This is a genomic window from Pantoea sp. RG18 (assembly GCF_025910075.1).
Classification (GTDB): domain Bacteria; phylum Pseudomonadota; class Gammaproteobacteria; order Enterobacterales; family Enterobacteriaceae; genus Pantoea; species Pantoea agglomerans.
Map to the genome: position 1 here is coordinate 1,285,649 of NZ_JAPCIL010000002.1, position 23,704 is coordinate 1,309,352.

The 23,704-nt window shown below is 53.6% G+C and carries 23 protein-coding genes and 1 pseudogene; 6 read left to right on the forward strand and 18 right to left on the reverse strand.

Features of this window, described 5'->3' with window-relative positions; all coding sequences use genetic code 11:
• Positions 1–22 precede the first annotated feature (22 nt).
• Positions 23–1,279: a glutamyl-tRNA reductase gene (gene hemA, locus OK409_RS06460; RefSeq protein ID WP_010669985.1), complete on the reverse strand. Its 1,257-nt coding sequence runs from the start codon at positions 1,277–1,279 to the stop codon at positions 23–25.
• Positions 1,280–1,495: 216 nt separating this feature from the next.
• On the opposite strand from hemA, the gene lolB reads away from it, so the two are divergent.
• The 4 genes from lolB (at position 1,496) to OK409_RS06480 (ending at position 5,423) form a co-directional block, all read left to right on the forward strand.
• Complete coding sequence (gene lolB, locus OK409_RS06465; RefSeq protein ID WP_010669984.1) at positions 1,496–2,119, forward strand: lipoprotein insertase outer membrane protein LolB; 624 nt, start codon at positions 1,496–1,498, stop codon at positions 2,117–2,119.
• Positions 2,116–2,973, forward strand: a complete 858-nt coding sequence (ispE, locus tag OK409_RS06470; RefSeq protein WP_264366874.1) for a 4-(cytidine 5'-diphospho)-2-C-methyl-D-erythritol kinase — start codon at positions 2,116–2,118, stop codon at positions 2,971–2,973. The genes lolB and ispE overlap by 4 nt, the downstream gene beginning before the upstream one ends.
• A gap of 136 nt (positions 2,974–3,109) precedes the next feature.
• On the forward strand, positions 3,110–4,057 hold the full coding sequence (prs, locus tag OK409_RS06475; RefSeq protein WP_264366875.1) for a ribose-phosphate diphosphokinase: 948 nt from the start codon (positions 3,110–3,112) through the stop codon (positions 4,055–4,057).
• A gap of 214 nt (positions 4,058–4,271) precedes the next feature.
• Entirely contained in the window at positions 4,272–5,423 is a 1,152-nt protein-coding gene (locus OK409_RS06480) for a GGDEF domain-containing protein (RefSeq protein WP_264366876.1), read from the forward strand.
• On the opposite strand, the gene ychH is transcribed toward OK409_RS06480, so the two are convergent.
• Positions 5,420–5,695: a stress-induced protein YchH gene (ychH, locus tag OK409_RS06485; protein WP_010245880.1), complete on the reverse strand. Its 276-nt coding sequence runs from the start codon at positions 5,693–5,695 to the stop codon at positions 5,420–5,422. The genes OK409_RS06480 and ychH overlap by 4 nt on opposite strands.
• Before the next feature lie 254 nt (positions 5,696–5,949).
• Between ychH and pth the strand changes: the two genes are divergently transcribed.
• Entirely contained in the window at positions 5,950–6,537 is a 588-nt protein-coding gene (gene pth / locus OK409_RS06490; RefSeq protein ID WP_264366877.1) for an aminoacyl-tRNA hydrolase, read from the forward strand.
• 108 nt (positions 6,538–6,645) lie between these two features.
• Entirely contained in the window at positions 6,646–7,737 is a 1,092-nt protein-coding gene (ychF, locus tag OK409_RS06495) for a redox-regulated ATPase YchF (protein ID WP_010245885.1), read from the forward strand.
• Positions 7,738–7,995: 258 nt separating this feature from the next.
• Here ychF and OK409_RS06500 read toward each other — a convergent pair whose 3' ends face one another.
• The 16 genes and pseudogenes from OK409_RS06500 to OK409_RS06575 form a co-directional block, all read right to left on the reverse strand.
• The gene (locus tag OK409_RS06500) at positions 7,996–8,904 is read right to left on the reverse strand and encodes a LysR family transcriptional regulator (RefSeq protein WP_083068250.1); all 909 of its coding nucleotides are present in this window, start codon (positions 8,902–8,904) and stop codon (positions 7,996–7,998) included.
• Between the two features lie 400 nt (positions 8,905–9,304).
• A complete protein-coding gene (locus tag OK409_RS06505) occupies positions 9,305–10,126 on the reverse strand; it encodes a M55 family metallopeptidase (RefSeq protein WP_264366878.1) in 822 nt (273 codons plus the stop codon).
• Entirely contained in the window at positions 10,123–11,166 is a 1,044-nt protein-coding gene (locus OK409_RS06510; RefSeq protein WP_264366879.1) for a P1 family peptidase, read from the reverse strand. Before OK409_RS06510 ends, OK409_RS06505 begins: the two co-directional genes overlap by 4 nt.
• Positions 11,167–11,168: 2 nt before the next feature.
• Positions 11,169–12,053, reverse strand: a complete 885-nt coding sequence (locus tag OK409_RS06515) for an ABC transporter permease subunit (RefSeq protein ID WP_033779339.1) — start codon at positions 12,051–12,053, stop codon at positions 11,169–11,171.
• Complete coding sequence (locus OK409_RS06520) at positions 12,050–12,982, reverse strand: ABC transporter permease (protein WP_201500403.1); 933 nt, start codon at positions 12,980–12,982, stop codon at positions 12,050–12,052. Before OK409_RS06520 ends, OK409_RS06515 begins: the two co-directional genes overlap by 4 nt.
• 82 nt (positions 12,983–13,064) lie before the next feature.
• Entirely contained in the window at positions 13,065–14,606 is a 1,542-nt protein-coding gene (locus OK409_RS06525) for a glutathione ABC transporter substrate-binding protein (RefSeq protein ID WP_264366880.1), read from the reverse strand.
• Positions 14,607–14,628: 22 nt separating this feature from the next.
• On the reverse strand, positions 14,629–16,494 hold the full coding sequence (locus tag OK409_RS06530) for an ABC transporter ATP-binding protein (RefSeq protein WP_264366881.1): 1,866 nt from the start codon (positions 16,492–16,494) through the stop codon (positions 14,629–14,631).
• Positions 16,495–16,509: 15 nt separating this feature from the next.
• The gene (dgcA, locus tag OK409_RS06535; protein ID WP_264366882.1) at positions 16,510–17,475 is read right to left on the reverse strand and encodes an N-acetyl-D-Glu racemase DgcA; all 966 of its coding nucleotides are present in this window, start codon (positions 17,473–17,475) and stop codon (positions 16,510–16,512) included.
• Position 17,476: 1 nt separating this feature from the next.
• The gene (gene dgcN / locus OK409_RS06540) at positions 17,477–18,484 is read right to left on the reverse strand and encodes an N-acetyltransferase DgcN (protein ID WP_157351937.1); all 1,008 of its coding nucleotides are present in this window, start codon (positions 18,482–18,484) and stop codon (positions 17,477–17,479) included.
• Positions 18,485–18,752: 268 nt separating this feature from the next.
• Positions 18,753–19,334 carry a hypothetical protein gene (locus OK409_RS06545; protein WP_264366883.1) on the reverse strand — a complete coding sequence of 194 codons (582 nt, stop codon included), beginning with the start codon at positions 19,332–19,334 and terminating at the stop codon, positions 18,753–18,755.
• On the reverse strand, positions 19,334–20,296 hold the full coding sequence (locus OK409_RS06550; RefSeq protein WP_010245982.1) for a hypothetical protein: 963 nt from the start codon (positions 20,294–20,296) through the stop codon (positions 19,334–19,336). Before OK409_RS06550 ends, OK409_RS06545 begins: the two co-directional genes overlap by 1 nt.
• A gap of 456 nt (positions 20,297–20,752) precedes the next feature.
• Positions 20,753–21,223 carry a hypothetical protein gene (locus OK409_RS06555; RefSeq protein ID WP_264366884.1) on the reverse strand — a complete coding sequence of 157 codons (471 nt, stop codon included), beginning with the start codon at positions 21,221–21,223 and terminating at the stop codon, positions 20,753–20,755.
• A pseudogene (locus OK409_RS06560) lies at positions 21,220–22,056 on the reverse strand (RHS repeat-associated core domain-containing protein); the annotation flags it as partial. The pseudogene OK409_RS06560 and the gene OK409_RS06555, both read right to left, overlap by 4 nt.
• Before the next feature lie 90 nt (positions 22,057–22,146).
• Entirely contained in the window at positions 22,147–22,356 is a 210-nt protein-coding gene (locus tag OK409_RS06565) for a hypothetical protein (RefSeq protein WP_192033599.1), read from the reverse strand.
• 363 nt (positions 22,357–22,719) lie between these two features.
• Positions 22,720–22,965, reverse strand: a complete 246-nt coding sequence (locus tag OK409_RS06570; protein WP_192033598.1) for a hypothetical protein — start codon at positions 22,963–22,965, stop codon at positions 22,720–22,722.
• Positions 22,966–23,704: RHS repeat-associated core domain-containing protein (locus tag OK409_RS06575; RefSeq protein WP_264366885.1), on the reverse strand; the 739-nt coding region annotated here is incomplete at its 5' end. It abuts the gene before it with no gap.

A 23,704-nucleotide genomic window follows, 5' to 3' on the forward strand; every position in this document is an offset into this window, starting at 1 on the left:
ACAGGTGGCGACAGCGGTGTGCCTAATCGAGACCCAGGCTGTCGCGTAAAATCTGCAGGCGTTCATTATCGCCGTCGCGGGCGGCCTGCTGAAGTGATTTGGTTGGAGCGTGTATTAAACGGTTGGTCAGCTTGTGCGCCAGTTCCTGCATGACTTTCTGCGGATCGGCACCCTGCTGCAGCGCCTGCAGCGCACGGCCTTCCAGCTCAGCGCGGATCTCTTCCGCCTGAGAACGATATTCACGGATCGTATTCACCGCGCCCTGTGAGCGCAGCCATGCCATGAATTCGCTGCTTTCCTGAACCACGATGCTTTCGGCCTGAACCGCGGCCGCCTTGCGCTGCGCCAGGTTCTGCTCGATGATCGCCTGCAGGTCATCCACGCTGTAGAGATAGGCGTTAGGCAGGTCGCCCACTTCCGGCTCTACGTCGCGCGGAACTGCAATGTCGACCAGCAGCATTGGCTTGTTACGTCGCGCTTTCAGCGCGCGCTCCATCATCCCCTTACCGATAATCGGTAGCGGACTGGAGGTTGACGAGATAATAATGTCGGCTTCTGCCAGACGGGCGTCGATCTCCGCCAGGGTGATCACCTCTGCACCCACTTCCGACGCCAGCGTTTCGGCGCGTTCGCGGGTACGGTTGGCGATGATCAGATTTTTGACCTGATGTTCACGCAGATGACGCGCCACCAGCTCAATGGTCTCACCTGCGCCAACCAGTAAGACATTGACGGAGGAGAGCGATTCGAAGATCTGACGGGCCAGCGTACAGGCGGCAAACGCCACCGACACCGCGTTGGCACCGATATCGGTTTCCGTACGCACGCGTTTGGCAACCGAGAAGGTTTTCTGGAACATGCGTTCCAGTTCACTGCTCAGCGCCTGACCGCGTGAGGAGTCGGCAAAGGCTTTTTTGACCTGACCGAGGATTTGCGGTTCGCCCAGCACCAGTGAGTCGAGTCCGCTGGCGACGCGCATCAGGTGGCTGACCGCCTCGTTATCCTGATGCCAGTAGAGGCTGTTTCGCACATCCTCTTCATCCAGCTGATGATAATTGCATAACCAGCTCACCAGACGCGCCTGTAAGTCGGCCTGCTGCTCTACACTCAGGTAGAGTTCAGTCCGGTTACAGGTGGACAACACCACGCCGCTCTGCACCATTGGCTGTGATAACAGGCTGTTTAACGCCTGCTCAAGCGTCTCCGGCCCGAACGAGACGCGTTCGCGCAGAGCAATGGGGGCTGTCTTGTGATTGATTCCGAGAGCGAGCAGCGTCATAGCGGTTTTGGTTGGGATGTCCCAATAATGTCAGGGTTTTGTGAGGCGCATTCTACAAGATGCGGCAGATCAAGAAAAGCCATACAAAGGCTATGACTGTAATAAGATTAACCCGATCGTGCTCAATTTGCTGCATAACAGCATTGACGGTTAAAACCGGGACGGTTAGCGTTATCCGTTACGAATAATAAATGTGTCCGAGGAGATGACCACTTGATGCTTAATTCACCACGCAATCTGTTGCGCCTTTTGCCCCTTGCCAGCGTGCTGCTGGCAGCCTGTAGCGTCAACAAACCGCAAGGCCCGGGCCCCAGCGTTACCGCGCCACAGTGGCAACAGCATCAGCAGGCGGTCTCAAAGGTCACGCACTATCAGACCCGCGGCGCCTTTGCCTATCTTTCTGACAAGCAGAAAGTCTATGCCCGCTTCAACTGGCAGCAGACCGCGCCCGATCGCTATCGCCTGCTGCTGACCAATCCGCTGGGCAGCACCGAACTGCAGCTGGATGCGCAGGGCTCGGTGGTACAGATCGTCGATAACAAAGGCAAGCGTTACGTCAGCAACGATGCGCAGAAAATGATTTCGCAGCTGACCGGCATGAATATTCCGCTGGCGAATCTGCGCCAGTGGATGATGGGTCTGCCAGGCGATGCCACCGACTATCAGCTTAACGAGAGCTATCAGCTGAGCAGCCTGAACTACAGCCGCGACGGTCAGAACTGGCAGGTCTCTATTGCGGGCTACGACAGCAAAGTCACCCCGCCGCTGCCTTCGAGCCTGGAGCTGAAAGAGGGTGACCAGCGGATTAAACTGCGTATGGACGGCTGGACCGTTCAATGATCACCCACTGGCCTGCCCCGGCAAAACTGAATCTTTTTCTCTACATCACCGGCCGTCGTCCCGACGGCTATCACAACCTGCAGACGCTGTTTCAGTTTCTTGATTACGGTGACCAGTTGCAGATTACCGTCGATCAAAGCGGCTCGATTACTCTGTTAACGCCCGTGGCAGGCGTTGCGGATGCGGATAACCTGATTGTCCGCGCCGCAAACATGCTGAAACAGGCGGCGCAGGATAACAATCGCCTGTCCGCTCACGCGGGCGCGCAGATTGCCGTTGAGAAAAACCTGCCCATGGGTGGCGGTCTCGGTGGCGGCTCCTCTGATGCGGCAACCGTGCTGGTGGCGCTGAATCATCTGTGGCAAACCGACTTCACGCCGGATGAGCTAGCGGCGATGGGCGTGAAGCTGGGCGCGGATGTGCCGGTGTTTGTCCAGGGCTTCGCGGCCTTCGCCCAGGGTGTGGGTGAACAACTTCATCCCGCAGAGCCGGAAGAAAAGTGGTATCTTGTCGCCCATCCCGGCGTGAATATCAGCACCCCAGTAGTATTCAACGACCCCGAACTGACGCGAGATACTCCATCGCGCAGTTTATCGACGCTTTTAGCATCACCCTTCACCAATGATTGTGAAGCAGTGGTAAGAAAACGTTTTCGTGAGGTTGATGAGCTTGTTTCCTGGCTGCTAGAATACGCGCCGTCACGCCTGACTGGCACGGGCGCTTGTGTGTTTGCTGAGTTCGACACCGAGTCTGCTGCCCGCCAGGTGCTGGAGCTTGCCCCGAATGGGGTACGCGCATTTGTAGCCCGGGGCGTAAATGTTTCGCCGCTACAGCGTACCCTGCGAGGCGATTAGCGAATGCGTGACAGTGTCACCACGTTCCGGACACTGCACGTTTCGCATCAACACACCCGTGTGAACGCACATGACCGTACGCGCCGGTTACAGTCATGCCGTTCATTCTCTGGACGCAAAGCCTGAGGTTCTTCTCGTGCCTGATATGAAGCTATTTGCTGGTAACGCCACCCCGGAACTAGCACAACGTATTGCCAACCGCCTTTACACCAGCCTGGGAGACGCCGCTGTAGGACGTTTCAGTGATGGTGAAGTGAGCGTACAGATCAACGAAAATGTACGCGGTGGTGATATTTTCATCATCCAGTCCACCTGTGCCCCCACCAACGATAATCTGATGGAACTGGTTGTGATGGTCGACGCGCTGCGTCGTGCTTCTGCTGGTCGTATTACCGCAGTCATCCCCTACTTTGGTTATGCCCGTCAGGATCGCCGCGTGCGTTCCGCGCGTGTACCTATCACCGCTAAAGTAGTGGCAGACTTCCTTTCCAGCGTCGGTGTTGACCGTGTTCTGACGGTTGACCTGCACGCCGAGCAGATCCAGGGCTTCTTCGACGTCCCGGTTGATAACGTATTTGGCAGTCCGATCCTGCTGGAAGATATGATGCAGATCGGTCTGGAAAACCCGATTGTTGTTTCTCCCGATATTGGTGGCGTAGTACGTGCCCGTGCTATCGCTAAACTGCTGAACGACACTGATATGGCCATCATCGATAAACGCCGCCCTCGCGCGAACGTTTCTCAGGTGATGCACATCATTGGTGACGTTGCTGGCCGCGACTGCGTGCTGGTCGACGACATGATCGACACCGGCGGCACGCTGTGCAAAGCGGCTGAAGCGCTGAAAGAGCGTGGTGCTAAACGCGTATTTGCTTACGCGACCCACCCGATCTTCTCCGGCAATGCGGTTGAAAACCTGCGTAATTCTGTGCTCGACCAGGTAATCGTCTGCGATACCATCCCACTCTCTCAGGAGATTAAGTCACTGCCGAATGTGCGCACGCTGACCTTATCTGGCATGCTGGCCGAAGCCATTCGCCGCATCAGTAACGAAGAATCAATCTCGGCAATGTTCGAGCATTAATCTTCGCGGAACCGGGCCCTGTGCCCGGTTTTTTTATGCCTGCCGGGCGCCCGATTAACGCGCTTCTTTTTCTGATATTTTCGCGATAAATTTCCCCAAAATCGACTATTTTCAACGCCACCCACTCTTTTGATAAAACGCCGCGTTCCCCGCTTCTGCCCTGTGCCGTTAAGTGGTAATTTGCAGCGCACTTTTCATAAGAACCCTGACCGCCATGAGCCTGGATATCTATACGTTATTTGTCTGCGAGCTTTATGTGCTGGGGTTTCTGAGCATCATCATGTTTTTTGCCTGGATCGGATCGCAGTATGATCGCGTTCTCGGCTTCACCTGCCTGTCGCTGGTTTTTACCCTGATTGCGGTATTCTTAAGTAGCCTGCGCAGCAGTGGCCTGCATTTCCTGCCCGTTGCAGTGGGTAACGTTTTAGTGATGCTGGCTTACGGCGGATTGTTAAATGCGTTCCGGCGCTTCTGCGGTAAGCCCATCGGCACTCACTGGCTACTGGGCGCCCTGCTCTGGGCACTCCTCTGCTGTTTCCCGGCGTTCTATTACAGCTTACCCAAACGGGTGCTGGTGCTCTGCATCGCCTGCATCGCCTATACCGCGGCACTGATCCAGCTGGTCTGGCTGGCGCGTGATACGCTAAAGGTGACCTTCTGGCCTGCACAGTTGCTGCTGTGGATCCATCTGCTGTTTCACCTGGCTCGCCTGTTTCTGGACAGCGCGATTCCCAGCACGCTGCCTGGCGCCATTGGCGGATCAAACTTCTCGATTTACGTCATCCTGGAATCGATTCTGTTTGTCATCGGTCTGACATTTACTATCCTGGCCATGGTGAATGAACAGATGCAGTCAGTCTTAGAGCATGCCTCGATGCACGATCCTCTGACCAGCGTCTGGAATCGTCGGGCTTTATTTAATGAAGCAGAGAAGATTGTGGTGCGATGCCGCCGTCAGAACCGGCCCTTTAGCGCGATACTGTTCGATCTGGATCATTTTAAGAGCATTAATGATCGGTATGGCCATCAACAGGGCGACCAGATATTGATTCACTTTTGCGACATTGTCAGAGGATTGATACCGGCTGAGGGGCGTTTTGCGCGACTGGGCGGAGAGGAGTTTGCGGCAATAATTCCGGCGGCGGCAACAGAGGCAGAGGCCTGGTGCGAGACGATTCGGCGGGAGGTCTGTGCGTCACAACCCAATTCAATTGCCTATTCGGTCAGCATTGGGTTTGCCACGGTCACACATCAGCAGCAGGGTTTTGACGATTTACTCGCACTGGCGGATAAAGCGCTCTATCACGCCAAGGCCAGCGGCCGGAACCGCATCGCGCAGCATCCGGTCACTGCTGGCATCAGTTAATGGTGAGAATTGTGCGACCGGCGACAACGTTTGTCATAGTGACGATGCCAGTAATAACGATCTTCAACCTTTTCACGACCACTCAGACCCGCCCCGACCAGCCACATCATTGCACCAACAAAGATGCCTAAGATTGCGCCCTGCGCCAGCGCATCTGGCAGATCAAGCGAGGGAAGCTGGTTCATAATTGAGAAACCCACGCCCAGCACCATTGTGACTAATCCCAGTACCATCAAGCTGTTACCCGCTACGCGGCAGTGTTGATGTTTCATGCTGCACCTCCATCCATATGAGTCAATAACCGCACACAATGTTAAGTGCCATAAGCTTAGGCAATGGGTGAAGATAACGTTGCGGACTGGATCACACATCAGCCATAAATAATTAACTGGCCCTGATTGCAGCCTGTTGATTTCGATGGAAATGATTAATCACCGTCATGAACCATTTCGATGCTTGTACTTTGTCATCTCGGCCATGGCGAAGTAAACTAACGCCCTTTCGCGATAACAGCAGGATAATCATTGTGAGCAGCATTAAACTGATTGTGGGCCTTGCCAATCCAGGCGCTGAATATGCCGCCACGCGCCACAATGCGGGTGCCTGGTATCTGGATTTACTGGCTGAGCGCCACAATCAGTTACTGAAAGAGGAAGGCAAATTCTATGGCTATACCGCGCGCCTGGCGATAGCCGGAGAGGATGTGCGCCTGCTGGTGCCGACCACCTTTATGAACCTGAGCGGGAAAGCCGTGGCGGCGATGGCGACCTTTTATCGCATCGCGCCAGAAGAGATCCTGGTGGCGCATGATGAACTCGATCTGCCACCCGGCGTGGCGAAGTTCAAGCAGGGCGGCGGGCATGGCGGCCATAACGGGCTGAAAGATATCATCAGCAAAATGGGCAACAACAACAATTTCCATCGGCTGCGCATCGGTATCGGACATCCCGGCGATCGCAACAAGGTGACCGGATTTGTGCTGGGCAAGCCGCCCGCCAGTGAACAGAAGCTGATTGATGATGCCATTGATGAGGCGGCGCGCTGTACCGAACTGTGGCTGAAAGAGGATCGTATCAAGGCGATGAACCGGCTGCACGCCTTCAAGCCTGCTTAAACGCCCGAATCGTCGTGATTCCGTGTATAATGCGCGAAATTTTTCAATTCGTCTCCGACAGTCCGCCTTCTGGCGCACTGTCCATCCAGTTATAAAGGGTATCAAACCATGGGATTCAAATGCGGTATCGTGGGCCTGCCGAACGTCGGTAAATCCACTCTGTTTAACGCGCTGACTAAAGCGGGCATCGAAGCGGCTAACTTCCCCTTCTGCACCATTGAGCCAAACACGGGCGTGGTGCCGATGCCTGACCTGCGTCTCGACCAGCTTTCTGAGATTGTTAAGCCGCAGCGCGTGGTGCCGACTACCATGGAATTCGTCGATATCGCCGGTCTGGTAAAAGGCGCGTCAAAAGGTGAAGGCCTGGGCAACCAGTTCCTGACCAACATCCGTGAAACCGAAGCGATCGGCCACGTGGTGCGCTGCTTTGAAAACGACAACATCATCCACGTGGCGGGTAAAGTGAACCCGGCTGAAGATATTGATGTGATCAACACCGAGCTGGCGCTGTCCGATCTTGAAACCTGTGAACGTGCGATTCAGCGCGTGCAGAAGAAAGCCAAAGGCGGCGACAAAGATGCTAAGGCTGAGCTGGCTGCGCTGGAGAAGTGTCTGCCGCATCTTTCTGAAGCGGGCATGCTGCGTTCACTGAATCTGGATGAGGACGACAAAGCGGCAATCCGCTATCTGAGCTTCCTGACTCTGAAACCTACCATGTACATAGCTAACGTCAATGAAGATGGTTTCGAGAACAACCCGTACCTGGATCAGGTGCGCGCTATCGCCGAAGCGGAAGGTTCAGTCGTGGTGCCAGTGTGCGCCGCCGTTGAGTCGGACATTGCTGAGCTGGAAGATGAAGACCGTGACGAGTTCATGGCAGAGCTGGGACTGGAAGAGCCAGGCCTGAACCGCGTTATCCGCGCCGGTTACTCCCTGCTGAACCTGCAGACCTACTTCACCGCTGGCGTAAAAGAAGTGCGTGCATGGACTATCCCGGTTGGCGCGACGGCTCCGCAGGCTGCTGGTAAAATCCATACCGACTTCGAGAAAGGCTTTATCCGCGCCCAGACCATCGCGTTTGAAGATTTCATCGCTTATAAAGGCGAGCAAGGTGCTAAAGAAGCCGGCAAGATGCGTTCAGAAGGTAAAGAGTACATCGTGAAAGATGGCGATGTGATGAACTTCCTGTTCAACGTCTGATTAAAAATTGTTGTCTCATGGGGTCTTACTGAATCTCATGAAGCTCAAAAATCATAAAATCCACGCCATTGCGTGGATTTTTCATTTCAACGCCGTCTCAATAGTCTCTGTCAGCACATTTCAACAATGCCGCAATCATTCCCTTAAAAAGGTTTATTGCTCGAGCTCCGCGCTTTCTGGTGCAAAAGTCAGCGAACGAATCTGATGCTGCCTGAGCCCCCCCTTTTCCCCTGCTCTTCACCTGAAAGCGGCGCTTATTCAGCCACGAATAAACTGCGCTTCGCACTGCCGGGCTATCTCCCACAGTCTGTTACGGATCACCTGCTTAAGCTGCAGAGTGGACTGCGACTGTGGCTGGTCACGGCGGCTGATCAGCATCACTTCAAACGGCAGGGGCTGTGCTATGGGTAGCAGCTTTAGCTGTTCGGCATAGCGACAGGCAGTGAAGAGATCCACGACGCCCGTGCCGCCGCCTGCCAGCACCATATCCGCAATGACCGAATAGGTTTTAATCGACAACGACACGGCGGGATTCAGTTTTTTATCGCGCAGCGCTCGGTGAAGTACGCGTCCAAGCGGATCCTGAGCCTGCATCATCAGTAGATTATTGTGGCATAACCACGCAAGCGTAACGGGTTCATTACGGGGGTGATTGAGCGGTAACAACGCGACCATCGAAGACTGAAACAGAGGTTCAGCCAGAAGATCCGCATCGACCTGCTGACCAAAAACCAGCGCGAAATCGAGCTGATTATCCAGAATCATCTGGCATAAGGTACTAAAGTGCTCGGTGACCAGTTCGACACTGACCGAGGCCATCTGTTGCCGCCAGGTGACCAATGCGGGCGCCAGCACCATCTGACCAAAAGCGTGAGCCGCTCCGACGCGAACTAACTGCCCTTCGCCCCGCCGCAGCTGTTCGGTGAGCTGGGTGATAGATTGCAGGCGCTGGCAGAGATCGTCTATTTCAGGCAGGAGACGTCGTCCTTCTGCCGTCACACTCATTCCCTGTATACGTCGCTCAAACAGCGCAAATCCCAGTTGCTGTTCAGCATGATTCAGCACACGGCTGATATTGGGCTGCGAGACATTGAGCAAGCGCGCCGCAGCGCTGATGCTGCCGGTCTGTACGATGGCCTGAAACACCTCTATATGGCGGAGCCGCATGACTATTTACCCTGGATGGAATACCGAAAACGAAGGCCTCTCCGACAGGCTGCACGATCAGGTCCGGGCGGAGGGTGAGAGAGCAATCATTATCCTGTTGCAAAAACTGTACCGCAAAACCGGTGCAGGCTCAGCTGCCTGTCTCGCCCCCATCCGCACCCGGCAGTCCCGTTTGAAGTCTCTGCAGGGAGCGGGGTTCGCGCTGCCGTGGTGCAGTTAAAGGAGCGCTGGTCAGCAGCACGGGTTGCGCGGATTTAAGCCAGCAACGATTCTGACTCGTCAGAGGGAAGATGCGCATGCACAGTCCGCACTACAGGTGTGTGCCTGGCAGCGCGGTTTCAGGAGAACCGGAACGGCGGGCTTAACGGGCTGACGTTGCATGCAGCCCGGGATAATTTCGCTATGACTGTGTGCTCGCCAGATAAGAGAATGCACTGAGTAAGCTGATTAACGTTTCCATATTCTCCGCCTGATACGCCACGGTAACGGCATCCAGGCGCGTGACGCCGGGGATCAGGCTGAACAGATCGGCCAGCACCGGTTTAGTGGCCTGAAGGCGCATAGCGTAAGGTGCCGTCAGGCGGCTCGTGTTCACCTGAGGGGGATGTTGCAGTGCGGTGCTTGCTGCGGCAGCGATCGCACGCTGTGCCGCTTGTGGGCTGAATGATTCCGCGCAGGTATGAGAAATGGCGCGTTTTACACAGACGTAATTGACTGCTGAGTAGTGTTCCGCAATCCAGCTCTGTAACTGATCGTCGCCGGTGACCAGCAGCAATGGCGTGCCGTGCTCAGCGGCGGCGGCCGCATAAATATCGGTTTCTCCCATCACCAGACCATTGATATGAATACGCCAGAATGCCCGGCCGTTGATGGTATGCGCCAGTACGCCCGGTTCACCTGCTGCGCTGTGAAATCCCACCAGAAACAGCCCGTCGAACGTCTGCTGCTCTATCCCTTCCACCATCGACAGGACACGGGGTTTTCCCTGCACCAGCCGGGCGCGGGGATCGATATTTTCCGCACGCAAATTGGTCATCTGCGCATGGCTGTCTGCCACCACCACTTCCGTTGCCCCGCCTGCAAAAGCCCCCTCAATTGCGGCATTCACTTCCTGCTCCATCAGACCACGGGCCAGCTGATGTTCCGGGTGGCCGGGTGTACATTGCTCCGGGCGCATGACCCCCGCGATGCCTTCAATGTCGGCCGAGATAAAAATTTTCATGTCGTTAATCTATCCAGAATCTGCGTCAGTGAGGGGCGATGATGACCGCGAAAGCCGGTAACAGCCTCAGCGCTCAGCAAAGCATCCAGTACAGCCTGTTCAGTTGCATCTGCCGCTGCAGCAAGCAGCGGCTCCAGCGTGTCGTCCTGTGGCGGTTGCGGCAGAGGTTGCGTTGAAAACGCCACCGCAATGTCGCCCGATCCGTGGCCCCAGTAACTGCCCAGCCGTCCCAGGCCGGCGCCGGCTCGCTTCGCGATGCGCTTTAACTGACGTGCGTCCAGCGGTGCATCCGTCGCCATGATGATGATGACAGAACCGGCATCCAGCTGCGGCGCCTCTCCGGCCAGCAGCGGCGCAATCATCTCGCCAGCCCGGACGCCATCAAGCGTTAATGCCTCCAGTGCGCCGAAATTGGCCAGCACCAGCACGCCAAGCGTGGCGTTGAGCGAGGGAATAACCCGCGAGGCGGTTCCGATGCCCCCTTTCAGGCTGAAACAGCTCATCCCGCGCCCCGCGCCGACGCTGCCGCGCGCGAAGTCCGCTGAGGCCGTCTGCAATGCCTCCTGCGCCATCGCTTCAGTGATAGCCAGCGCCTGGATATCATTCAGCCAGCCATCGTTGCACTCCAGCACCAGCGGATTGACCGTGGGCAGTGTTCGTCCCAGTTCCGGGTTACGACGGATGGCATCCCGCACCAGCGTGGTAAACAGCGTGCCGACCGCCAGCGTGTTACCGAGCAGAATCGGCGTCTGAAGCACGCCAAGCTCCTCTATCTGAACCAGTCCGATGGGTTTCGCAAAGCCGTTCAGGACCTCAACCCCACACGGCAGCGGCGTGAGAAACAGATTGCCGCCCGGCGGTACGATAGCGGTTACGCCAGTCTGCTTTTCGCCTTCATTCAGCGTGCAATGTCCGACACGCACGCCCGCAACATCGCTGATTCGATGGGTGGGTCCGCAGGCGCTTCGCGGCTGCCCGAGCTGACGCAGATCACGCCAGCGGTTCAGCAGCAGTTCACGCTGCAATTGTTGGAAATCCATAGTCAGCCCTTGAGTTTGGGATCGAGCGTGTCGCGCAGCGCATCCCCAAGCAGATTAAAAGCCAGCACGGTAATAAAGATCGCCAGCCCCGGAAATACGCTCATGTGCCACGATCCGGCCATCATCATGCTTCGGCTCATCGCCAGAATATTGCCCCATTCAGGTACGTCAGGCTCCGGACCCAGTCCAATAAAACTCAGGCCCGCGGCTGTCAGAATACTGGTGCCAATGCGCATAGTGAAATAGACAATCACGCTGGAAAGCGTGCCGGGCAGAATATGCCGCAGGATAATGACTCTGTCTGGTGCACCTGCACAGCGCACGGCTTCAACATAGGCAGCCTGTTTCAGAGAGAGCGTCGAAGCCCGCACGATGCGGGCAAATACCGGCACGCTGAATACCGCGACTGCGATAATGACATTGTTCAGACCCGTCCCCAGCAGCGCCACCACCGCAATGGCCAGCAACATACCCGGGAACGCGAATAATACGTCGGCACCCCGCATGATCAGCATATCAACCCAACCGCCGTAATAGCCCGCCAGTAAGCCCAGCATGACCCCGACCAGCATGCCGATCGTCACCGACAGCACGCCGATATAGAGCGAGATCCGCGCGCCATAGATAATGCGGCTGAGCAGGTCGCGCCCCAGTTCGTCGGTCCCCATCCAGTGTGCCGCCGTTGGCGGCGACGATAACGCCATCCAGTCCGGGGCCATGGGATCCCAGGGCGCCAGCCAGGGCGCAAAAATCGCCACCACAATCAACAGCAGCACAAACCCGCCTGAGACCAGCGCCAGAGGGTTCCGCACAAGGGCATGCAGGAAATCGCGCCACGGCGAACGAATAATCTGAGGCGGATTTTCAGTCAGCGATTGAATAATCATTTTGGCTCCTGTCGCAGACGAATGGCCGGATTGACCACCGCGTAAAGCAGATCGACCAGCAGATTAATCACAATAAATTCAAACACGAACAGCATCACCAGCGCCTGAATCACCGGCTGATCCTGCGCTTTGATCGACTCAATCAATAACCAGCCTAACCCTGGCCAGTTGAAAACACTCTCCACCACGATGGATCCGCCCAGCAGAAAACCGAACTGCAAGCCCAGCATGGTAATCACCGGGATGAGCGCATTACGCATCACATGTTTCCACGTCACCAGGCGGTTACGCAGCCCTTTGGCTTTGGCGGTACGCACGTAATCTTCCTGCGCCACCTCAAGAAAGGCCGAGCGGGTAAAACGCGCCATTACCGCCGCAACCGACGAACCCAGCGTGATGGCGGGCAGGACTATATCGCTGGCCCTGTTAAAGCCGCTGACCGAGAACAGCCCAAAAGGCATCGCGACGAACTGGATGAGCAACAGCCCCAGCCAGAAGGCTGGCATCGAAATGCCGCCGACCGCCACGCTCATCAGCGTCCAGTCCTGCCATCTTCCACGTTTCAGTGCAGCCATCACGCCGAATAACAAACCGAGAATGACGGACCAGGTAAAACCCGCTAAGGCGAGCCACAGCGTCGGCATAAAGCCCTCTTTGATCACCTCCAGCACCGGTTGCTGGGTACGATAAGTGGTGCCCAGGTCGCCCTGCAACAGGTTGCCGATCCAGTGGAGATACTGCTGCGGCAGCGGATCGTTAAGCCCGAGATGCTGACGCGCCGCTTCGATCGCCTCAACCGGCGCATCCGGTCCGGCATAAATACGCGCCGGGTCGCCCGGCATGAGCTTGATAAAACCGAAAACCAGCAACGAGACCACCAGCAAAACCGGGATCATCTCCAGCAATCGGCGAATGATGTATGCAAACATGCCATTCCCTGAAATGAGGTGCGACTGGCCTCCTCACGTCCCTCATCCGTTCCGGACAGGGGACGAGGAAGAAGAGACCGTCTTATTTAAAGGACGCCTGAGTGAACAGTAAATTGCCATCAGGCAGCATCGAAACGCCGCTCAGCGTGTTGCGTTTGCCGACCAGATTGTCTGGCGTGCCAAGGAACGCCACCGGTGCTTCTTTCCACAACACCTTTTGCGCTTGTGCATAGGCGATGCCACGCTTTGCCGGATCGGCCGTCGCCAGCCCGGCAGCAATTGCTTTATCTGCATCAGGGTTACTGAAGTAAGAGACGTTATACGAGGTCGGAACCCAGGATTCGGTGGCAAACAGCGGACGCAGCGCCCAGTCGGCATCCCCTGTAGAAGTCGACCAGCCGCCATAATAGAGGTCAAACTCCGCCTTTTTCGGGTCCTGAACGCCCCACAACTTAGCGTTGCGCGTGCCGGAATCCATCGGTGTTACCGTGGCACGAATGCCTGCCGTAGCCAGTTGCGCTTTCAGCACCTGAGCGGCACGGACGCTGGCCGTGGCGTTGGTCACCCAGAGCTTAAGATCCAGTCCCTCCGGATAACCCGCCGCTTTCAGCAAGGCTTTAGCCTTATCCGGCGCATAGCCGTAATCAGGATCGCCCTGTTTCTGATAGAACTGTACGCCTTCCGGAATCGCGGATGTGGCAGGTTTACCCAGACCGGCAAAGGCCACTTTCAGCCACAGATTACGGTCAATCGCATAGTTGATTGCCTGACGCACCCGAACATCGGCCAGCGGCTTGTGCTGCGTGTTGATCGCCATGTAATAAAGATAAATGCTCGGATCGCGCTGAATGGAGAGGTGGCTGTCCTGCTGAACGGCCGCGATGAGGTCTGAAGGCAATGGCCAGATGGCGTCCACCTGGCCCGATTTCAACGCTGCCACCCGTGTCGCATCTTCGGGACTCGGCGAGAAGATGACATGGTCGACTTTAGGCCATCCCTGCTGCCAGTAACCTGCATATCTGGCCAGCGTAACGGCTTTGCCTGGTTTCCAGTCGACAAAGGTAAACGGACCGGTTCCCACCGGATGCAGTCGCAACTGCGCTTCGTCCGGATATTGCTTAAGAATTGACGGGCTCCACATCACCGCGGAAGGATGCGCCAGGGTGTTGATAAAGGCACCGAACGACTGATTCAGATCGATTTTTATCTGGTCGGGTGCCAGCACCGTGACCTTATCAATCATTTTGTAGAGGCTGTTACGCTTCAGCCCTTTTTTCTGATCTGCCAGACGATCAAGGTTCGCTTTGACGGCTTCTGCATCAAAAGGGGTACCGTCCTGGAAGGTAACGCCTTTGCGCAGCGTCAGCGTAAATTCGGTGGCACTGTCATTAGAGGTATAACCGGTCGCCAGCCAGGGTTGCAGCTTCATCCGGGAATCAAACTGGAACAGGCGCTCAAAGATGCCGCTCTGAACCGAGTAGCTGACATTATCCGAGGTGTCGTGCGGATCCAGCCCCGTGATATCGGCATACATTGAAATGCGCAGATCCTGTGCCTGCGCAGTCATGACCAGCGTCGTCGTCAATGCGAGGGCGAGCGAAGTACGGCGAAACAGCGTTTTCATAAATTCTCCTGGTCGTTAAGGATTATTGCAATGCAATGCCGTCAGCTACCCAGTGCTGGGGGGCAACCTGCCGATATCGGGTTTTAGTGACCGTTTCACCCACCTTACGCAACGGCGAGGGGATTTCGCTGTCATCGAAAATACGGGGTTGACGGTTTTCGGGATCCGCTACCGGCACGGAGGCCAGCAGTCGTTGGGTATAGGGGTGTTGCGGCTGATTAAATACCGACTGACGCGGTCCAAGCTCCACAATCTGGCCGAGGTACATCACCGCGACGCGATTCGCAATACGCTCGACGACCGCCATATCGTGAGAGATGAAAATCCATGCCACGCCCGTTTGCTGCTGCAGGTCCATCATCAGATTGACCACCTGCGCCTGAATCGAGACATCAAGGGCCGATACCGCTTCATCAGCAATAATCACTTTCGGTTTCAGCGCCATGGCGCGGGCAATAGCAATACGCTGACGCTGACCGCCAGAAAATTCGTGCGGATAACGACGCGCGTGCTCTGGCAGGAGACCGACGCTCTTCAGCAGCGCATCTATCTGTGGGGAAGCCTGTTCAAGCGAAGAGACCATGCCATGTAACAGCAACGGCTCGGCAATGGTGAAACCCACTGTCAGGCGGGGATTCAGTGACGCATAGGGATCCTGAAACACCATCTGAATTTCACGGCGGAGCGGCTGAAACTCTGCCTCTTTCAGGTCAGAGATTTCCTTTCCTTCAAAGTGAATACTTTCAGCTTCACTGTTGATAAGGCGCATCAGCGCCCGTCCGGTTGTCGATTTGCCGCAGCCGCTTTCACCCACGATGGCCAGGGTTTCACCTGGCCACAGACTAAAATCAATCTGCTCAACCGCATGCACGTGATGCGTCAGGCTCGATAAGATGCCGCTGCGAATCGGGTAATAGACTTTTAATCCGCGCACATCCAGCAGCGGCGCCACGTCATAGCGAGCGGTATGCTGTTCGCCTTGCACAGCCTCGCGGGCACCGGGCAGAGGAAAGCGTTGCGGCCACCTGTGTTCCCGCATATCACCGAGTTTTGGTACTGCCGCCAGTAACGCTTTGGTATACGCATGCTGCGGGGCGGCAAAAATCTCAGACACGGTTCCCTGCTCTACCACTTCGCCACGCAGCATGACCACCACGCGATCGGCGATTTCCGCTACCACGCCCATATCATGAGTAATAAACAGCACCGCCATTTGTTTCTCACGTTGCAGCTCACGCAGAATATGGAGAATGCGCGCCTGTACGGTGACATCCAGCGCAGTGGTAGGCTCGTCGGCAATCAGGAGTTGCGGATCGCAGGCAAGGGCCTGGGCGATCATCACACGCTGCCGCATGCCGCCTGACAGCGAGTGAGGATAGCTTTTCATGACGCGATCCACATCGGCGATACGCACCTGTCGCAGCAATTCACGCACCCGCGCATGGGCCTGCTTTTTGTCGCACAGATGATGATCGCGTAATGCCTCGGTAAGTTGATTATCAATGCGCAGCACCGGATTCAGCGAGGTCATGGGCTCCTGAAAGATCATCGCCATTTCACGGCCACGCAACGTGCGGCGCTGAGCATCATCCAGCTTTTCTAACGCATGCATTTCTCCGCTGCGGTCGCGGAACTGCATGCTGCCGCCATCGACACGTCCGTTGTTTGCCAGCAAGCCCATCACAGCCAGCGACGTGACAGATTTACCTGAGCCGCTTTCACCCACGACGGCGACGATTTCACCTGGATGAATGGCAAAACTGATGCCTTTGAGTACCTGATTCTCACCGCTGCGTCCATGAAACGAGACGCTGAGATCCTGAATTGCCAGCACAGGAGAGGCAGAGGCAGCGCGGGTTGCAGGGGAAGTACGTTGTGTGTCCGTCATCGTCGCCTCACAGAGTTATAGCCAGATACGGCCTTGGGAGTAGCTCAGGAAAGGAGAACTGTCGGCGGCTAGCCAGATGGGGCCATCCAGATCGACGAACTCAGCGTTAACCGCGACGGGCAATGCGGCCTCCATGGCCAGTGACGAGCCCAACATGCAACCGACCATAATGCGCATATTGAGCGTCCGGGCTTCATCCACCATCGCCAGCGCTTCAGTCAGGCCACCGCACTTATCCAGCTTGATGTTGATCATCTCGTAGCGATCGCGTAATCCGGCAATATCCGCCCGCGTATGGCAACTCTCATCGGCACAGACCGGTATGGGATGTTTGAAACGTTTCAGGTCATGATCCTGTCCGGCGGGAAGGGGTTGCTCCACCATCGCGATGTTGAAGGCCTTAAGCGCCACCAGCAGGCTTTCCAGTTCCAGACCCGACCAGGCTTCATTGGCATCGATAATGAGCGTGGCATGCGGTGCCGCCGCGCGAATCGCCGCCACTTTTTCCAGAATCGCATTACGGTCGAGCTTAATTTTGAGCAGGAGGGCGCCACGTGATACGGCATCCGCCGCCGCCAGAGCCATACATTCCTGCGTATCGAGGCTAAGGGTTTCTGCCGTAATGACCGACTCTGGCTGAGAGCAGGTGCTCTTTTGCCAAAGCGTTTGATTAGCCCGTGCGGCATCAAGTCGCCATAGCGCACAGTCCAGCACGTTGCGCGCTGAACCGGCGGGTAAGCGGTGTTGCAGATCATGACGGCTGAGGCCCGACTCAATGTCAGTGCGTACCGCTTCGAGCATGGCCTGAACGCTATCCGGCGTCTCATCGTAGCGGGCCGTCGGGGTGCATTCGCCCTGCCCGATGAATCCCTCCTGCTCCAGGGTGACACGGATGACCGTCACGGCGGTACGGGTACCGCGTGCGATAGCAAAGGGTCGCGCCAGCGGCAGCTCCACCACATCAATCTGCAACTTTCTCATTTCAGCCACGCTCCTGAAGCAGTGCGGCGATCTCATCAATACCAAAACGCACAGGATCTGTGGCCGGTAAACCAAACTCAGCGCTGATTTCGGCGCAATAAGCGAGCGCCTCTTCTTCGCTGTAATTGGAGGTATTGATAGCAAAGCCAGCGAGTTGAACAGACTCACTGGTCACCTGCGCGGCTCGCAGATTGGCTTCAACGCACGCCTGCAGGCTGACCATGGGCTGGTGTGGCAAATGACGCATATGGGGTCGTCCCATTTCATGGCACATAACCAGCCAGTGTGGTTGCGCACCGTGCATCAGCCCCATACTCACGCCCGCATAGGAGGGATGGAACAGTGAGCCCTGGCCTTCAACGATATCCCAGTGGTCCTCGTCATTCGCCGGTGAAAGCGCTTCTGCTGCACCGGCAATAAAATCAGCGATGACCGCATCGACAGCGATGCCCTCCCCTGCGACCAGAATGCCGGTCTGCCCCGTGGCACGAAAATCAGCTTTCAGGCCGCGCGCACGCATCGCCGCTTCCAGCGCCAGTGAGGTGTACATCTTGCCCACTGAGCAGTCCGTACCGACGGTCAGTATCCGCTTACCTGAACGCTTCTTACCGCTGCCCACACTGAGCGCTGGACGCATATGACGCAGGTCAAAAAGCTCAACGCCCGAAGCCTGTGCAAGCGTCACCAGTTCCGGTTCGTCTACCAGCCGATGGTGCAGACCACTGGCCACATTCATGCCTGCTTTAATGGCACCTTTGATCGTTTCCAGCCAGTGCGCTGGCAGATAACCCCCGGCATTGGCAGTGCCAAGCACCAGCGTTTTTGCGCCGCGCGCTTTGGCGCCGGGAATATCCAGTTCATCCAGACCCAGACTGACCGTGCAGCCCGGCAGTTTAATTTCGCCAACGCACTGCTCCGGCCGCCAGATATGAATACCGCGCGCCGTTTTTGCCGCAAGGGGATCGGTAACATCGCCAAGAAAGAGTAAATAGGGTTGTGGGATTAGCATGTTGTCTCTCGTTTCAGCCAAAAGATCAGGTTCTGAAACCACTATTTCATGCGTTCTGAAAGGTGACGAATGCTTGTTTAGCAGGAGGGTATAACGGCAGGTTATAGCCAGAGGTAATAGTGATGATGGATGGGTTTTTCAGGGAGTTTGGACAGGGTAGGGATTAAAAGAAGGAGTGGGTCATAGGAAAAAGATCGTGTTGAGAGAAAAATAGAAGAGAGTCGCGGAATGGGTATTCCGCGATAACAGTACTACAGATCAGTATGGGTTATTTCATGCGACGCTGCCGGGCGACGCTGGCGAGGCGTTGTGTCCGGCAGTAAATGGCAAACAGGATGAAAGCCTGCCCGTTAAGTATCCAGCGAGCACCCATCAAAGCCGCGAGTGCCAGAATCAGCCACAGGCCCGAGTGGCTACCCATAACTACGCTGTAGCTCAATAGTAAAACAGTCGATATAAGCAACATCGCACAGACGTAAGCCAGCCCCGCCACACCGGCTGTATGGCCTCGCGCAAGCAGGTAACTGGCCGTGAGTATCGCGCCAATAACGACGATTGAGGGAACAAAAAAACTCAACGCATGTATTTGTGGACTGAGCGGAGGTAAAGCGTGCAGAAACGTCAGCAAATTAAATGCAAATGCAATCAGCAACAGCATCAGCACTATCGCAACCGGGAAGCCGTTTTGCCTGGGAAGCGACTCAGAAGGCTGTTTAAAATAACGTTCAAGCTCTGTAGTGGAACGGGCAAGTATCGAATTATCCTGCCGTGCGATTAACTGATCTATTTCGCGACCATGTTGCAGTAGTTCAGTGATACTTCGCCCGACAAGCCATGATAGAAATTGCATTAAAATACCGCCAGTGATTGAATTGTTCCCACAATATAGCGCCCGGAGCGCGGCACGTTACCTGGAGCAGCAATGATACCACTGACAGCACTGCCTGCCACAGCCGCTGCGCTCGTGACGACCTGCGCGAGTTGCTTAACAAGTTCTTTTTGCACCGACTCTACAGGGAAACGCTTTGGATAAAGTCCTGCACGGATGGCGGCTTTAAGCTCTTTATTACTTATACCAGGGTTTTGTGCCTTAATGATTAATTCAGTAAGGCGAGCCCGGTCCTGCCTTGGATAGTTCCTGAGCCACTCCGTTGCTTTTAAAGAAGAGACTGATTTCATCGCTCGCCATGTTGCCAGGGCTTCTTTTAACGCACCGCCCACACTGGCTAGTGAAATAAGGTCAAGGGACGTTGAAGTGGCAACGTACCAATCCTGAGAGTCCAGCCACGCTACGTTTTCACCACCGTTTTCGACGAGATCATAAACCCGGTAAATACCATTGACACATTGCACGCCTGTTGCGGCAGCGCCAGCATAACCAATAGCAACAAGCACGCCGCTACTGCCAGCGGTTATAGGCGTTGCTGAAGCGCCGATAACCGCTACACCAGCGGTGATAATCATTGCACCACAGGAAAGCACGGTCGAGGCAATCTCCGTTCCCATTGAGGTTACGCTTACGGCTTCACTAAGTGACTTGCCCGTATTAGACGCTGTGGCTTGCTTAGGCGTTTTGGTCACAATCAGATGTGTAACGATACCACTTTGACCATTAGGATGACGCTGACCAGGCCGAACAAGATAACGCTGTGCGCCATCTGCATAGATGATGCCAGCCTGATAAAACTCCCGAGTACAATCCATTGCTGCACCCAGCGCTTTGAAATCAAAATCAGGTGCCCCATAACCGGTCATCCTCGCGATGTCATAACCCGGTAAGTTATTTTCGGGATTCATTCCTGGCAGGTTCATTTTATCTCCTTATAGGCTCAAACTGATGAAGAGAGAGTTCTTAGAAATTGAAATTTGAAATGCAGGTCCAGTCATTACCGCAACAGGATTACATATCAATAAGCATACAATACGCTAAAAAACCATCATGCTTTAATTAAACAAAAGAGCAATAGTTATTCTACTTAACCTTTCACCAAGGACATATAATAGCAGAACCACACTCCATCATAAAAAATTTTTAAAATAAATTGAGCAAAACAACAATAACATTATTCAGGCGGTAGTCACCATAGTAGCAATAGCGCTAACAGGTATGTCCGTCATCTTTTTCAATCGTTTGGCCTTGAATATCGTAGTGCCTGCAGGCATTTATAATCCTTACCAAGATTAATAGCTAAACCTTAACGCCCTACATTATAATTTTCTGCAGTAACACTACACATTAATATATTGACAGGGTGATTAACTTTAAATTCATCTCCACTCAATATATATCCCACACGTAAATGATCTTTCATTAGACTGTACTGTTATCTCACCCCATGAAAATTCCCAAACATGACCATAAGGAGGATCTTTTAATTCACCCTTGTAATCATTTGGATACTTTTTCATCACCCACTCATACAATCTTTTCTCTTCATCAATTAAAACGTTAAAATTTGCTCTTTTTTCCCAATTATTAATGTTTTTATAAAAATAACCAGTTTCACTGATCAGGAACACGCTCTTATTAATAGAAAAAATAGCAGGCCTAAATTGCACATGGAACGGTTCATTGTGCCACATAACATTTTTTGCAGAAAAATAATATTCCCCTACACTTATAAGATCATCAGATGATTTAAAAAACGAAGAATTAATAAATTTTTCGTAAGAAGAAAGTTCTATTTTACTTCCATCTACAAGCAAAGCACCATTCTCTTCTAAAATCATTTTTTTCATATATCAATTACTTTTCCAGGTTTCAGTTTAAGCCGAGCCTCTTCCGGTATATAAAACTGTAGCCCTCCTCCTCGACCATACTGAGCATTAGCTTCAGCACGTCCTCTGGCTACATGTATATCTTCGGTAACGTAGTAAGCTCTCACCTTTGAACGCATTGTAAATGCTGGGTCTAGCATAACTTGCAAAGCTTTATGATAGCCAAGTGGATCACCTTTATACTGCCTGACTGTAGGATGGCTTACAGTATAAGCAGGTAACCGATCTCCATTAGGATGAAGAGCATAAAGTATCGTCCCTTTTTTTATAACCGTATTCTCATAAACATCGATGCCTGGATAATCTCTATTCCCTGGCCCCTGCCACTTCGTCGCTTCTTTCGCAGGGTCTTTACATTTCATCAACCCCCATGGATCCACCCAACCCAGCGCGTTCGGCGCATACTGGTAGAGGTTGATCCCGCCCGCCAGCCCTATCGGGTCCTGCTGGGTAAACCGTCCGCTGTCCGGATCATAATAACGAAACAGATTGTAGTGCAGTCCGGTTGATTCGGCCCCTGCGGTGCCTCACCCCATTGGGGCCATCGCTGAAGCGATGTTCAAATTTGCTTAAGCAAATTTGTCCCGGTCCAGGTACTGGCCCTGCATACGCAGGTTCTGCTGAAAGGCTGGCATCCGCTGGCTGAACTCGCGCAGCAGCTTGCCCCACGGGCTGTTGATACCTTCCCAGGCTTTTTGCCCTTCAGTGTCAGTCAGCAGTTTCGGCATTCCGTTGGCCGCATTATGGAACCAGTAAATCTCCGGGCTTTCCACACCATCAATACGCGTCACTGGCAGCTTGCATCTATGGCAAATAAAACATTTTATAAAAATATTTTACTGCCTTTGAAATCAATAAAATTAAAAATAAAACTCATCAAACTACTATGAATGGTTTGTTTTATCTCTAACTTGAGTGCATATTATTACTTCATAAGCATCTTGCTCGCTTAATTTTGCCTTATTAAACTCTTCTACGCTTATCTCACATTTAACATCTTTATTAGTAACACCACCAGCATCATAGTTGATATGATATTTGCCATTTTCTTGAGTAAGAAACATACCATAGGCGCTAAAAATAGCCTTTTCCATTATACAATCCTTACTTTAAATTTTATTGATAACCTCTTTATTCAATAGTGATGAATCTATGACTGCTTCAGCACCTCATCTTGGTTTATACCTATCGGGCACCCGAAAAATCGTTTAACCCAAATCATTGCCAGATGGCATACGTAATCTTGTTGAGTTTAGTATGGCGACTCTGATTGGTAGACTCCCTAATTTAACTTACCCATCCTCACATATTAAACATACGCTTTACAAAGGTTTTTTAAATAATTTTATCAAGTGCATGGTTTTTGTTTCCTTGCACAAAAAATCATAAAAAAGCTTTTACTCAAGAAGAATATAGTTACCTCCGGGACACTCTATAATAAATTCACAAACTCACTCTTACTGCCAGTGATCCAGTAATTCTATCCACATTTCTTTTTCACCAGGAATAACTCTAACAACATCTCTATTTTCTTTTATGTATTGCATATACTTTTGATATATAGCCCTGATTGTTACAGTCTTTTCAGAGCGAGAACCTTCAATTAGGTATATTAATTCTTCAAGATAATTGGGTGATTCAACCCTGGTTTTGAAAAATTCTTTCAGATAGTCAAGCACGTCATTGTATGAATGGTAATTCATTTATTCCTCCGGCAAAATATCAATATCATCAAAGCTTACCTCTCGTTTTTCAGCATACATTTGTTGTACGCCACCTTTACCGTACTCAGGATAAGCATTTGTAAACTGTTCTAACGGCGCGCCTATTGCGTCCCCGAACATCCTTGGATGCCGTACTTGAGGAGTGCCATTTTCATATAACTGCAACGTATCAAACCTTCCTCTAATTCTTGCATCACTCCATGAAACATCCCCAGGTAAAGTTGGATCAACTTTCTCCGGTCCTTTTATCTGAAAAGCATCACGAGCTGTTTTACCGGTTTCAAATTTTTCGAATCCAAAATATGTAACTGGAGCTTTTTTATTTTCAAGGAGACCAGGAACCCACTTATCTACGCTTCCATCGTCCTTCAAGTATCGGACATACCTATAAGCTGTGGATGGCATTGTCGCACTTGGCCCTGCTGGCCCAACATAGAAATCCGGTTTATCCTTATTTCCACTACTACACCGACTCAGCCCCCAAGGATCCACCCAACCCAGCGCATTCGGCGCATACTGGTAAAGGTTAATCCCGCCCATCAGCCCTATCGGGTCCTGCTGGGTAAACCGTCCGCTGTCCGGATCATAATAACGAAACAGATTGTAGTGCAGTCCGGTTTCCCGGTCCAGGTACTGGCCCTGCATACGCAGGTTCTGCTCCACCACAGGAACACGCTGGCTGGACTCGCGCAGCAGCTTGCCCCACGGGCTGTTAATG